Origin of the sequence: Labilibaculum sp. (genome assembly GCF_041595635.1) — a bacterium.
Lineage (GTDB): Bacteria > Bacteroidota > Bacteroidia > Bacteroidales > Marinifilaceae > Labilibaculum.
This window is the reverse complement of the sequence record NZ_JBFHJW010000005.1, coordinates 104726-116737: the sequence shown is the minus strand read 5'-3', so window position 1 is coordinate 116737 and position 12012 is coordinate 104726. Positions and strand designations below refer to the sequence as shown.

At 35.3% G+C, this 12012-nt stretch carries 14 protein-coding genes; 8 read left to right on the top strand and 6 right to left on the bottom strand.

All coding sequences use genetic code 11. From position 1 onward, the window contains the following. Positions 1 to 31 precede the first annotated feature (31 nt). On the top strand, positions 32 to 778 hold the full coding sequence (fabG, locus tag ABYT26_RS02995) for a 3-oxoacyl-[acyl-carrier-protein] reductase (protein WP_372751409.1): 747 nt from the start codon (positions 32 to 34) through the stop codon (positions 776 to 778). Positions 779 to 960: 182 nt separating this feature from the next. On the opposite strand, the gene ABYT26_RS02990 is transcribed toward fabG, so the two are convergent. Then, positions 961 to 1401, bottom strand: a complete 441-nt coding sequence (locus ABYT26_RS02990) for a hypothetical protein (RefSeq protein ID WP_372751408.1) — start codon at positions 1399 to 1401, stop codon at positions 961 to 963. 419 nt (positions 1402 to 1820) lie between these two features. Between ABYT26_RS02990 and ABYT26_RS02985 the strand changes: the two genes are divergently transcribed. Further along, positions 1821 to 2309 carry a superoxide dismutase [Ni] gene (locus tag ABYT26_RS02985; protein ID WP_372751407.1) on the top strand — a complete coding sequence of 163 codons (489 nt, stop codon included), beginning with the start codon at positions 1821 to 1823 and terminating at the stop codon, positions 2307 to 2309. A 65-nt stretch (positions 2310 to 2374) separates the two neighbouring features. Here ABYT26_RS02985 and ABYT26_RS02980 read toward each other — a convergent pair whose 3' ends face one another. Beyond that, positions 2375 to 3613 (bottom strand): hypothetical protein, encoded by a 1239-nt coding sequence (locus ABYT26_RS02980; RefSeq protein ID WP_372751406.1) that lies wholly within the window; start codon positions 3611 to 3613, stop codon positions 2375 to 2377. Between the two features lie 74 nt (positions 3614 to 3687). Here ABYT26_RS02980 and sfsA point away from each other — a divergent pair, with 74 nt between their 5' ends. The 4 genes from sfsA to ABYT26_RS02960 all read left to right on the top strand — a co-directional run bounded on the left by sfsA (position 3688) and on the right by ABYT26_RS02960 (position 6283). Beyond that, positions 3688 to 4386 carry a DNA/RNA nuclease SfsA gene (sfsA, locus tag ABYT26_RS02975; RefSeq protein ID WP_372751405.1) on the top strand — a complete coding sequence of 233 codons (699 nt, stop codon included), beginning with the start codon at positions 3688 to 3690 and terminating at the stop codon, positions 4384 to 4386. A gap of 42 nt (positions 4387 to 4428) precedes the next feature. Then, on the top strand, positions 4429 to 4962 hold the full coding sequence (locus ABYT26_RS02970; protein ID WP_372751404.1) for a YkgJ family cysteine cluster protein: 534 nt from the start codon (positions 4429 to 4431) through the stop codon (positions 4960 to 4962). Between the two features lie 126 nt (positions 4963 to 5088). Continuing rightward, positions 5089 to 5463: a hypothetical protein gene (locus tag ABYT26_RS02965; protein WP_372751403.1), complete on the top strand. Its 375-nt coding sequence runs from the start codon at positions 5089 to 5091 to the stop codon at positions 5461 to 5463. Positions 5464 to 5695: 232 nt separating this feature from the next. After that, complete coding sequence (locus ABYT26_RS02960) at positions 5696 to 6283, top strand: TetR/AcrR family transcriptional regulator (protein WP_372751402.1); 588 nt, start codon at positions 5696 to 5698, stop codon at positions 6281 to 6283. A 124-nt stretch (positions 6284 to 6407) separates the two neighbouring features. Here ABYT26_RS02960 and ABYT26_RS02955 read toward each other — a convergent pair whose 3' ends face one another. The 4 genes from ABYT26_RS02955 to mtnN form a co-directional block, all read right to left on the bottom strand. Continuing rightward, entirely contained in the window at positions 6408 to 8528 is a 2121-nt protein-coding gene (locus tag ABYT26_RS02955; protein WP_372751401.1) for a M3 family metallopeptidase, read from the bottom strand. A gap of 211 nt (positions 8529 to 8739) precedes the next feature. Then, on the bottom strand, positions 8740 to 9189 hold the full coding sequence (locus tag ABYT26_RS02950) for a DUF3592 domain-containing protein (RefSeq protein ID WP_372751400.1): 450 nt from the start codon (positions 9187 to 9189) through the stop codon (positions 8740 to 8742). 107 nt (positions 9190 to 9296) lie between these two features. Next, a complete protein-coding gene (locus ABYT26_RS02945) occupies positions 9297 to 9776 on the bottom strand; it encodes an S-ribosylhomocysteine lyase (RefSeq protein WP_372751399.1) in 480 nt (159 codons plus the stop codon). Between the two features lie 10 nt (positions 9777 to 9786). Then, positions 9787 to 10491, bottom strand: a complete 705-nt coding sequence (mtnN, locus tag ABYT26_RS02940; RefSeq protein ID WP_372751398.1) for a 5'-methylthioadenosine/S-adenosylhomocysteine nucleosidase — start codon at positions 10489 to 10491, stop codon at positions 9787 to 9789. 253 nt (positions 10492 to 10744) lie between these two features. On the opposite strand from mtnN, the gene ABYT26_RS02935 reads away from it, so the two are divergent. Further along, a complete protein-coding gene (locus ABYT26_RS02935; protein WP_372751397.1) occupies positions 10745 to 11692 on the top strand; it encodes a LysR substrate-binding domain-containing protein in 948 nt (315 codons plus the stop codon). Beyond that, a complete protein-coding gene (locus ABYT26_RS02930) occupies positions 11689 to 12006 on the top strand; it encodes an antibiotic biosynthesis monooxygenase (protein ID WP_372751396.1) in 318 nt (105 codons plus the stop codon). Before ABYT26_RS02935 ends, ABYT26_RS02930 begins: the two co-directional genes overlap by 4 nt. Positions 12007 to 12012: the final 6 nt, after the last annotated feature.

Sequence of the window (12012 nt, the reverse complement as noted above, 5' to 3'; positions counted from 1 at the left end):
GATTGGAAATAAAAAATAAAAATAGAATTTCATGAAGTTATTAGAAGGAAAGACAGCGATTATTACCGGTGCTTCTCGTGGTATTGGTAAAGCGGTTGCAATTGAATTTGCAAAACAAGGTGCTAATGTTGCTTTTACTGATTTGTTCTATAACGAACAAGCAATCGAAACTGAAAAAGAAATTGCTTCCTATGGTGTAAAAGCAAAAGGTTATGCTTCTGATGCAAGTAACTTTGCCGATACCGATAAAGTGGTTGCTGAGATTATGGCTGATTTTGGTGCTATTGATATTTTGGTGAACAACGCGGGTATCACTAAGGATACTTTACTAATGCGTATGACCGAAGAGCAGTGGGATATGGTGATTAACGTGAACTTGAAATCGGTATTTAACTTTACCAAAGCAGTTCAAAAAACCATGTTGAAACAACGCAGCGGTTCTATCATTAACATGAGCTCGGTGGTGGGTGTGAGCGGTAATGCTGGTCAGGCTAACTACTCTGCTTCTAAAGCGGGTATCATTGGTTTCACTAAATCGGTGGCGAAAGAATTGGGTTCTCGTGGCATTCGTTCCAATGCGATTGCTCCAGGTTTCATCATTACAGAAATGACAGGTAAACTTCCTGAGGATGTAGTGAAAGAATGGGCTGGAAAAATTCCATTGAAACGAGGAGGATCTCCTGAAGAAATTGCAAAAACCTGTGTGTACTTAGGTTCTGATCTTTCTTCTTACGTAACCGGACAAACCATTCACGTTTGTGGTGGAATGAACATGTAAGAAATTACAAAACGATACTGAAAAGCCATCCTTTCGGGATGGCTTTTTTTGTGCTACAATATAAAGTTGAAATATTAAAAGCTGTCGAAACATCTGCTGTTAATTTAGAGATTCTTCGATAAGTTTAGAGTGGCAATAATACCTTACTCTGCAATTTTCACCTCGAATGCTGATCGTATTTATTAAATTGTTGCATTCATTTCTTCAAATTTTTCTTTGATTCTTTTCACTTCCTTGTATTGCAAATTATCTAGGTTTATGATTTTGTGATCTCCCGATAATTCAATATTGATTTTTAATGTATCTATTTTGATCCCTTTAATGTCTGACCATTTTATGTTTTCTATTAGTTTATTTTTAGGGAATAGATATCTTAACTCTTCATTATTCCATTCGATAAAATACTTTTCATTTTTTCGCCAAAGGTGGCCGATGGTGAAGAATATGATACCTTGCAGGCTATAAATAACGCCATTCCAATCTCCATCAGGGAAATTTGTTCTAAAGCTTGTTTCAAATGTATTAATTAGAAGAGTGATACCAAGTGTCAGACTAGAAAGCCCAAAAATCATATAGAACAATTGTATTCCTCTTTGTTTTTTGAAAATTTGAAATCTCTCCATGATTTATCTTTATTATAATGTGAAAACATTTCTTGTTTTTAGTAATTGATTCTATAGAGGTCTTTAGTTCTTCTTTTTTGCTGGATCAAACAGAATTACAATGGCGTATTTATTGAATGCGAAATAATAGTAAGTTTCGAAACTTTATTTTTCTTGAAAATTTCAGTATAATATGTCTCAAATTACGTAATCTATCTTAAACTAGTACTAATTTTCAGAATATGGTTTGCTAGTAAAGAGGGCTTCCCCATTTCGGGGCAGTAAAAAAATTACGTAGAGGAATAGCACAGTCATGCAGATTCTTAGGTAGGCTGGCTGTAATTGAAGTCGAAATAAAAAGTTATATATTTTTGTATTATCAATGTTTAGATTAATTTTAAATAAGAAAATTAAATTATTCACTAAATAGATTGATAAAAATGAAAAATGTAATCTCGAAAATAGGAATTGCTAGCATTGTGTTGTTAGTATTTGTGTTGGGAAATTCAAAATCAAGTTATGCACACTGCGAGATTCCTTGTGGTATTTATGCCGATTCTCTTCGGATAACCATGCTATTGGAAGACATTGAAACCATTGAGAAAAGTATGAACAAGGTCAATGAATTATCATCGGCCGAACAAGTAGACTACAATCAACTTGTTCGATGGATCACCAATAAGGAAGATCATGCGAACAAGATTCAGACCATTACTACACAATATTTCATGTTTCAAAGAATAAAAGTTTCGGATGATGCCAAAGTAAAGGAGAAAAATGCACAACTTTTGGCAGTGTTGCACGAGATTTGTGTGTATGCCATGAAATCAAAACAAACTACAGACCTACAGTATGTTGAGAAGCTAAAGAGCGCCGTTCATGAGCTCTCTCACTTGTATTTTGCTGCAGAAGAGCATCATCATCATTAAAAATCAGCTTTTTTGCATTCCCCTTCCTGTACTGGAAGGGGATTTTTTATGCTTAAAAGTCGACGCTAGTTTTTCTTTAGAAGAATATAGGCTCCAAACGTTTTGTTTTGAAAAGGACTCACTAAGGGGAGGTATCCTTTGCTCCATTTTCCATCTTCCATTTCGAGTGGATGTTTTTGGTTCATTTCTTCATGAAACTGATGGAAGCTACATTTGGCTTTGTGGAAAATTTTAAATTCTCCTTTCGTGTTTGGATGAATGTGTTCATTTAGAAAAATCGCCAAGGTACTCATGTTGTAGCGAAGGTTGATTTCTACACAGGGTTGTATTTTTAATTGATTCTCTGCATCGAGAATCAACATACAATCCACACCAAAATAGCCAGTATATTTAGTCGAAATATCCGATTCGGCGATGATCTTTGTCATACAATATTGCAGCTTTTCAATTCTGTCATTGGGCAATATTTTTTCTACTTCCGTAGGCATTCCTCCCAGGTAATTGCTCAAATATTGTCCTTTCGAATCTGTATGGAAGAAGCCTAAGCCTAAATAGTCGAGTTTTCCCTTTCCGTCGCAATAATATTGCAAAGAAAAGTCACACTTTTTATTCAAAAATGCCTCTACCATCACATAGCCTTGGGAGGCAATAATACCATTTATCGATTGAATAATTGATTGGTTTAGTGTGGAATAGCGAAGTATTTGTATGCCTCTGCCAGCCGAGCTCAAGGGCGTTTTAATCACAATTTGTTTCCAGCTTTTTAGGAGTTGTTCCACTTCTGCAACAGAGTAGCATTGTTGCGCAGCCTGACTCATTTGAATAAACAGGTTGTCTTCGCTGCTAGTAATTGCCGATTGTAGTACTTCCATGGCTTTTTTTCTTGTGTATAACTGTCTATGTTCTTCTTTCCAAAAAGCGTTTGGTTGGTTCAAAAATTCAGCACTGCACGATTCTTTAAAAGGCTTAAATATATGATGAATTCTCGGACTCCATCCCCAGGGATGAAGACTGTGTTTTGGCATGCGAATAAAATCTGCCTGGTTAAGTGCGCTGTTAAGTAGCTCGAAATTTGGAATGGAAATGTCTGCCTCTTCCAGTAAATGTAAAAATTTCTTATCGGGTAAATTATGAACCAGAACATAGTCATGCTTTTGAGCAAAAAACAGCGGTAAGGAATCCAAATCGTGCTCGAACTTGGTAAGTGTTTTATTAGGCATATAGCTAACTGTTCCATTGGCAATAGCCATTTCGCAGGTGGGGTTGTAAATAAATAGTTTAGGTGCAATTTTTGAAGGTATCATAGTAGTTCATCTCTATTCGACTTGGCAAAAATAGGCGAAATCTGCTTACCTTTGAGTTTCAAAAACAAATTATCATGATGATTTTTCCTAATAAGCTTGTACATGCACGTTTAATTCGTCGCTACAAAAGATTTTTAGTGGATGTAGAATTGGACACAGGCGAAGTAGTGGTGGCGCACACATCGAATACCGGAAGTATGAAAACTTGTGTTGTTGAAGGTGCTGAGGTTTATTTAACTTACGTTGATGATCCCAAACGGAAAACAAAGTACACTTGGGAGATGATTAAGATCGGGGATTCTTGGGTGGGGATTAATACCCTAGTGCCCAATTTACTGGTGTACCAAGCTATCAAAGATCAAAAGCTTGAAGGTTTGGAAGGATACTCAAACGTGCAGAGGGAAGTGAAATTTGAGGACAGTCGATTAGATGTATTTGCCAGCAACGATCAGGGGGAATGTTTTGTAGAGGTGAAAAACGTGAGTATGAAAGTGGGAGAGTACGCACGATTCCCAGATGCAGTAACAAGCAGAGGCAAAAAGCATTTGGACACCTTACTTCAAGTGAAGAAGGAAGGAAAAAGAGCGGTAATGGTTTATGTGATTCAACGTGCCGATGTGGAGGTTTTTGCACCTGCCTATGATATTGATCCTGATTACGCCAAACGATTGAAAGAGGTACACGAATGTGGGGTGGAAGTGTTTCCGATTCGTGCTTTAGTGACTCCAGAGCGCAATGAATTGGGGGATCTATTGCCTTTTGAGTTGGAATAGTGGTGTAAATACGTATTTTTGCAATAGTAAAAATGGAACGTGATGAAGGATAAAGTACAAGTTGAAGTCGAAAACTATCGTGAACTGAGAAATGAAGCAAGCGAGATAAGCAATAAATTAACCAAATTGCATCAGAAAGAGATGGCTTGCAAAAAGGGTTGTTCGGAGTGTTGTATGCATTTCTCGGTTTTGCCGGTAGAGTATTTCAGTATTTTGGAGGAACTGAAAGCAAATCCTCCCAAAGAATATCAGGAGTTAAACGAGGAAGCCGACGATTGTAATTTCTTGGTGAATGATTTGTGTCAGATCTATGAGTCTAGACCCTTTATTTGTCGCACACATGGTTTGCCTTTGCTATTCATGAGTTCCGAAGATGATAATTGGGAACTATCCACTTGTCCGTTAAATTTTACCAATTTTGATGATTTTCATAGCGAAAACACCTATTCTCAGGATACTTACAACAGTAAATTATTTCTGATTAATCAGAAATTTGTTAAAAATTACGAGGTAGAGAAATTTGGTGATTTCGACATGATTTCGATGAATCGATTGGCAATGGATCTGAAGAAATAAATTCTTCTCATTAAAATAGAAATCTGTTGCCCTTGTCGGATGGTTCGAGTATAGTTAAGGCGCTTAATTCATTTTTTATGGACTTCAAATTATTTTTTATAAAGATATTTTCCCAAATACCAATTTATGGCAGAGGTTAGTTATAAAATAATACAGACTGAAAAGAACACAATTGTTTTGCGTGAATTTTTTGGAGATGTTGAAGTGACAGACATAAGAGAATCGTTCATACACATTTTTAAGGAATATGTGGAGCAAGAAATTGTGGGTATTATTACCGATTTTACTCAAGCCAATATGCTAATTAATATAAGCGAGTTTCCCAAAGTTTTGGAATTTATTCGTCAGAATAATAAACTGTTTCAGCTAAAGTTGGCTGTAATTGTCAATACGCCTGAAAAAACAATTTTGCCCATGCTTGCCCATGCTCGATTAAAAGACCTACATGTGAAACCCTTTGCTACTATGCAAGCGTCTATCAACTGGATGAATGAAGATTAGCTGATAGCATAATTCCTAATTTCTGTTGCGATAAGGTTTGAGAGCTAGTACTATTTATCCTAAATAGAACTGATTTTGTAAGCAGAATAAATTCATTATTATGGATTGAAAATGCTCTTTTATCTAAAAAAAATTCAAATTTTGATTGGATGTTGAGTTGATTTATTTTGGATGGAAGCTATTTTCTGTTGTAACTTAGGTTGAAAAGGCTGAACTTTCAAAATTAAACACTATGGGCGCAACAAAAAATAAATCTACTAATGAGTTGGTAAAGAAGGATGTTATAAATATAGGATTGGAGATTTTTGTGAGGGATGGATACTTTGCTACTACAGGTGCATTGTTGGCACATGAAGCTGGAATTACCGAACAAAAGCTATTCTCTCTATTTTCATCCAAAGAAGATTTGCTGCACACCATTGTGGCTGAAGCAGTACATTTGATGTTTGATGGAATTGATCCTAATCAGGATGGTGAGTTGCAGGAAGTGGAACTTTTGTTTTTTATTAATGATTACTTTGATTCAATAGAAAAGAATCTTGATTTTTTTAGACTATTCTATTCTTTGCGTCTACAGCCAGGTGTTGTGGATCAATACAAACAAGAACTTAATGAAATTGTAAATCCTTTACTGGATATCATTAAAAAGTATTTTAAGAAAGAGGGAATTGAGAATCCGAAAATGGAAGCGCGATTTTTAGCTTCTATGTTAGATGGTATTGCCATGAATTTTGTGTTGGAACCTGAAGGTTATCCTTTGGATGCTATGCAGCAAAAAGTGCTTAGAATGTATATTAAAGAAGCCGAAATAGAAGATTAGTTTTGATTTTCGGATTGTGGATTGTTTTAGAAATAAAAAAAATCCAGTTCATTAAAATATGAACTGGATTTTTTATTTTAGTTGAAAATCACGTATGGCATTTGCCAAAAGCTATGATTTTATATTATTTCAATCCTCGCTTAATTAGTAAAGGATCGATGCTAGGTTCTGCACCTCTGAATTGTTTGTACAATACCATTGGATCTTCAGTTCCCCCTTTTGCTAAAACATTATCGCGGAAAGCTTTGGCAGTTTCTTTGTTGAATAAATCAGTTTCTTTGAATGCTTGAAATGCATCTGAATCTAAAACACCAGCCCAAATGTATGCGTAGTAACCTGCTGAATATCCTACCGGACTAGAAAAAATATGATTGAAGTAAGTAGAACGGTATCTTGAATAAATTTCTGGAATCAATCCAAGTTCATCCAAATATTTTTTCTCGAAAGTCATTACATTTTCGGTCAACTCTTCGCTTAGGGTATGATATTTCATGTCTAACAATGAAGCTGCTAGGTATTCAATGGTTTCAAATCCTTGGTTGAACTTGGAAGCATTTTGAATTTTCTGAACCAATTCAGCAGGAATCAATTCGCCAGTTTGATAATGTTTAGCATAAAGGGCTAACATTTCGGGTTCGAAACACCAGTTCTCCATTACCTGAGAAGGAAGTTCAACAAAATCACGAGAAACAGAAGTTCCCGATAACATGTTGTACTTGCATTTGGATAAAAATCCGTGCAAAGCGTGACCAAATTCGTGGAATAAGGTTTCTACTTCTTCAGGAGTTAAGAGAGATGGAGTATCGCCAACAGGCTTGGTAAAGTTACAAATGTTCATGATTACAGGAGTAACTGGCTTGTCGGTTCCAAAACCCGATTGCTTACGGAAAGAACTCATCCAGGCACCACCACGTTTCGAAGCTCGAGGGTAATAATCTAAATAGAAAATTCCGATGTGAGAACCATCAGCTTCTTGCAATTCGAATACCTGATTTTCAGGATTGAATTTAGCGATGTCGTTGCGAGGAACAAATTTGATTCCATACAATTTATTGGCTAAAGTAAAAGCACCTTCGCGAACATTGTTAATTTCGAAATAAGGCTTTAATTCTTCCTCATCTAAATTGTATTTTGCTTTTTTTACTTTATCGGAATAGTACCACCAATCCCATGAAGCTAGCTTGAATTTGCCACCTTCTTGATCGATTATTTTTTGCATCTCGACAACTTCTTTTTTAGCATTTGGTATGGCTGCTGCCCAAAGTTGGTTCAATAATTTAAAGGCATTTTCAGGGTTTTTAGCCATGTTTTTGTCCAGAATATATTCTGCATGGTTTTTAAATCCGAAAAGCTGAGCTCGTTTAATACGAAGGTTGACAATTTGTTTAGCAATTTCTTTGTTGTCAAACTCATTGTTGTTGTTTCCACGATTTACATATCCCATGTACAATTGCTTTCTTAGGTCGCGATTTTCGGCGTACTGTAGGAAAGGCAACATGCTTGGTTTTTGAGTTGTGAATACCCATTTACCTTCTTTACCTTCTGCTTTTGCAGTTTCTGCAGCAGTGGCAGCAACCGCTTCTGGTAAGCCAGCAAGATCTTCTTCATTATCGAGAACCAATTCGAAGTTATTTGTTTCTTGCAAAACATTGTCTCCAAATTGTAGTGTTAATGCTGAAAGTTCTGAATCGATAGCTCGCAATTCTTCTTTTTTATCAGCCGATAAATTGGCACCGCTACGAACAAAACTACTGTAAGCTTTATCCAACATCGATTGTTCTTCTACAGATAAGTCTAAATCATCTTTTTGATCGTAAACCGATTTAATTCTTTTGAATAAGTTTTCATTTAAACTAATGTCTGCACCATATTTTGTCATAAGTGGTGACATTCTTTTAGCCAATGCAGCAATAGAGTCATTGTTTTCTGAACCTTTAAGGTTGTAGAAAACATCGCTGACTTTATTTAGTAATTTACCAGCCTTTTCGTAAGCCAAAATGGTATTTTCGAATGTTGGTGCATCTTTACTGTTCGCAATGACATCAATTTCCTGTAATCCTTGCTTAATGCCTTCTAGAAAAGCAGGTTCGTAGTGCTCGAATTTAATTAAATCGAAAGGTGGTGTTTGGTAAGGTGTGTTATACTCAGCAAAAAACGGATTGTCAGTATTTTGCTTATTTTTATTGCTGTTGCAGGCTGTTAAACCAATGCCAGCAAGAAGCACGTAAATGAAAGTTTTTTTCACGTTATTAATTTTTGAATTAGTAATTTCTAAAAGAATGTTGCAAATTAGTAAAATCTCATAATATTACCCCTATGGTTTTGCGGTTTTCATGGTATTTTTGGTGTATATTTTATTCAAAGCTTGTAAAAAGATCACTTAGTAAACAAAATAAATAAAAATTGAATTGTTGATGATTGTTGAATTGCAGAAACAATTGGAACGCGATTGCTTTTTAAAGTAATTTTTTTCTACCTAGTGTTTTGTTCCAATTGTTATTTTGTTTTCCCGATTTGCGATGAGTACTTTTGGGTGAAAAACTCAAATAGAAGGCAATCCATAGAATGAATAAAGCCACTGAAATGGGTGTGAAACGATTGAAGTAGATTCCTTTAATTGAATAGATAATTGCATTTTTGGGTTTTTCAGGCAAATAAAGGATTTTGAATTTTCGACCAATTGTATATTCAACATTTTCAGGACCTTTTAAAACATATTGTTTTTGATCTGCTTCATAGGAAATAATGGAGTAGAAAGACAATAGCATGCTCGCATTTTCTTCAATGATTCTAACCACAACTCCTTCTGTTTTTTTTCCATAAAATATGAGTCTCCAATTGCCATAAATGGGAATGAGTACAATTAAAAAGGTAATAAAAAGGAATTTGTATCCAGAAATTTTCATGTTTTGCCATTGTTTTTCATGACTAAATGTAATAAAATTTAAGCAAAAAAAAGGCTGTTCATTTTCTTTGAAAATGACAGCCTCTTGTATTCCTTTTATAAATTTGTTTATTCTGGGTAGTTTAAATTTTCTTCGGTAAGATGTGCTAATACTTCTTCCTTGTATTTTTTGGCTTCCCATTTTGCCATTGGCAAATCATGACTCATGTAATTTCCGCATTCAATTTTGTTGGTTCCAGGAATTTCATCCTCAAAATCAGACATGAAATCAAACATTTCGCGGGTTACATCTACAATGTCTTTGGAATTCAAATCACCTTGAAAAATGAGGTAAAATCCAGTTCTGCAGCCCATAGGACCAAAATATATGGTTCGGTCGGCCCATTTTTTGTGATTTCTTAAAAAAGTAGCTCCTAAATGTTCCATGGTATGCATGGCAGGTATGTCCATGGCTGGTTCCATATTGGGTAATTTGGTACGAATATCGAAACTGGTTAGAGTTTCGGCACCAACTTTGTCTTTTCGAGAAACATAAATTCCTCTTTTTAATTTATTGTGGTCTACTGTAAAGCTTGCTATTTTTTCCATGTTCTTTTTTTTAGTTCTGATTTCCTAATTCATGCACCATAACACTCACCATTTTTGCTGAATTAACGGCAGCTATTTCAACAAATTCCTGATATTCCATTGCATTTTCTTGTCCTGCAATATCCGAAATAGATCGGATAACAACAAATGGAATTTGAAATTGAAAACAGGTTTGTGCAATGGCAGCACCTTCCATTTCAACGGCTTCGGCCGATGGAAACAATGTTTTTATTTTTTGAGTTGCTTCGGCATTATTCATAAACTGATCGCCAGTGAGAATGCTTGCTTTTTTGCTTTTTAAATTGCCTAATTGATGAACTGTTTTGTCGGCCAACGAAATAAGTCTCTTGTCGGCAGTGAAACTTTCTGGCATGCCAGGAACTTGTCCCATTTTATAGCCAAAAACTGTACAATCCATGTCGTGATGAATTACTTCTTCGGATATCACAATATCTCCAACCTTCAAATCACCAGGAAATCCGCCAGCAGCACCGGTGTTAATTACATAATCTGGTTTGAAATTATTAATGAGTAGCGAGGCTCCAATGGCTGCATTCACTTTTCCAATACCCGATTGTAGCAGAACAATGTCTACTCCATGTAAACTACCGCTATAAAAAACAAAGGAGCCTATTTTTTGTACGTTTTTTTTGGTCAATTGATCGCGAAGCTTTGTTACTTCGACTTCCATGGCACCAATAATTCCAATTTTCATGCTGAACTAAGATTTAAAATGAGAACTGCTATGTGCTGATATTCGGTACAATAAAATATCCTGAATAGTTTCTCTCGTTTGTCATTTTTATTGTGAAAAGCCAAAGGTACGAAAACAAAAATTTTGATTGGCAAAAGATGGCTTTACTTTATCATTCGTTTATTCTTTGTTGTATTTGCCTAAGATTTCGATTCTGAGATATTGTAATAAAAATTTAATTAACTTTATGTATTGAATAAATAAAACTTATTGAATGACTTTAAAACAATTGAATTATGCTTTGGCTTTAAACCGATTAGGAAGTTATGGTAGGGTAGCCAAATCGATGGGTGTTTCGCAGCCAGCAGTTAGCTTGCAAATACAGGCTTTGGAGGATGAATTGGGAATAATGCTGTTTGATCGATCGGGCAAAAAGGTTCAAACAACTGTAAATGGACTTGTTTTTTTAGAGAAGGCTCAAGTTTTAGTCACTGAATCGAAACATTTAGAGGATTTTGCTTTGCAATTGTCCGAAGAGGTACAAGGAGACATTTGCTTGGGAATCATTCCTACTTTGTCGCCTTTTTTAGTGCCTTTGTTCGTGGAGGAGTTGAATCAGAAATATCCTAAAATTAATCTTACTGTTCAGGAAGCAATTACAGAAGAGGTCTTACGGGGAATTAAAAATGGTACTTTTCATGCAGGAATTATTTCTACACCTATTCAATTGAAAAGTAATTTGAAACTAACACCATTATTTTATGAACGATTTTATTTATATGTATCGGAGAAACACAAACTGTTTGCTAAAGAAGAAATAGCCATAAGCGATTTAGAGGATAAAAATGTTTGGCTTTTGAAGGAAGGAAACTGCTTTGTGGATCAGGTGACAAACATCTGTAAAACATCTGTAAATCAGAATGGTAATTTTGTTTATGAAACCAATAATATTGATGCTTTGCGAAGAATTGTGGAGTACAAGGGAGGAATTACTTTTCTTCCTGAATTGTCTACTTTAACGATCCCTTCGGAGCAAGAGGAAATGATAAAAGACATAAAAGGAAAGAAAAGGGTGAGAGAAGTCAGTATGATTTCCTTAAAAACAGAGGTGAGACAAAATTTATTGAATGCGATTCGAGAGGTAATTTGTGATAATGTTCCCTCTCAAATGTTGAGTAAAAAGGATAAAGAACTTGTAAAAACTAATTTTATTGAAAAATGATTGCTAAAACTTTCAAAATTCCATACTACGCAGTGGTATTTACTTCCTTACGAGTAGAAGATGAGAATTCCTATTCAGAAATGGCCGATTCTATGATGGAATTGGCGGAAATTCAGCCTGGCTTTTTGGGTGCAGAATCGGTACGAAATGGTTTTGGTATTACTGTTTCGTATTGGGAGAGTATAGCGGCTATTGAAAAATGGAGGTCACATCCGGCTCATCTTATCGCACAGGAAAGAGGCAAAAAGAATTGGTATGAAAAATATGCCATCCGAATTTGTAAGGTAGAATCGGATTCTTTTTTCGAAAAATAAGAATCT

What these genes read in the sequence shown, in the direction of transcription:
- fabG (WP_372751409.1), top strand. Translation starts at nt 32, where the DNA reads ATGAAGTTATTAGAAGGAAAGACAGCGATTATTACCGGTGCTTCTCGT.
- ABYT26_RS02970 (WP_372751404.1), top strand. Translation starts at nt 4,429, where the DNA reads ATGAAGGATAAAGTACAAGTTGAAGTCGAAAACTATCGTGAACTGAGA.
- ABYT26_RS02935 (WP_372751397.1), top strand. Translation starts at nt 10,745, where the DNA reads ATGACTTTAAAACAATTGAATTATGCTTTGGCTTTAAACCGATTAGGA.
- ABYT26_RS02965 (WP_372751403.1), top strand. Translation starts at nt 5,089, where the DNA reads ATGGCAGAGGTTAGTTATAAAATAATACAGACTGAAAAGAACACAATT.
- ABYT26_RS02945 (WP_372751399.1), bottom strand. Translation starts at nt 9,776, where the DNA reads ATGGAAAAAATAGCAAGCTTTACAGTAGACCACAATAAATTAAAAAGA.
- ABYT26_RS02980 (WP_372751406.1), bottom strand. Translation starts at nt 3,613, where the DNA reads ATGATACCTTCAAAAATTGCACCTAAACTATTTATTTACAACCCCACC.
- ABYT26_RS02990 (WP_372751408.1), bottom strand. Translation starts at nt 1,401, where the DNA reads ATGGAGAGATTTCAAATTTTCAAAAAACAAAGAGGAATACAATTGTTC.
- ABYT26_RS02985 (WP_372751407.1), top strand. Translation starts at nt 1,821, where the DNA reads ATGAAAAATGTAATCTCGAAAATAGGAATTGCTAGCATTGTGTTGTTA.
- sfsA (WP_372751405.1), top strand. Translation starts at nt 3,688, where the DNA reads ATGATGATTTTTCCTAATAAGCTTGTACATGCACGTTTAATTCGTCGC.
- ABYT26_RS02960 (WP_372751402.1), top strand. Translation starts at nt 5,696, where the DNA reads ATGGGCGCAACAAAAAATAAATCTACTAATGAGTTGGTAAAGAAGGAT.
- ABYT26_RS02930 (WP_372751396.1), top strand. Translation starts at nt 11,689, where the DNA reads ATGATTGCTAAAACTTTCAAAATTCCATACTACGCAGTGGTATTTACT.
- mtnN (WP_372751398.1), bottom strand. Translation starts at nt 10,491, where the DNA reads ATGAAAATTGGAATTATTGGTGCCATGGAAGTCGAAGTAACAAAGCTT.
- ABYT26_RS02950 (WP_372751400.1), bottom strand. Translation starts at nt 9,189, where the DNA reads ATGAAAATTTCTGGATACAAATTCCTTTTTATTACCTTTTTAATTGTA.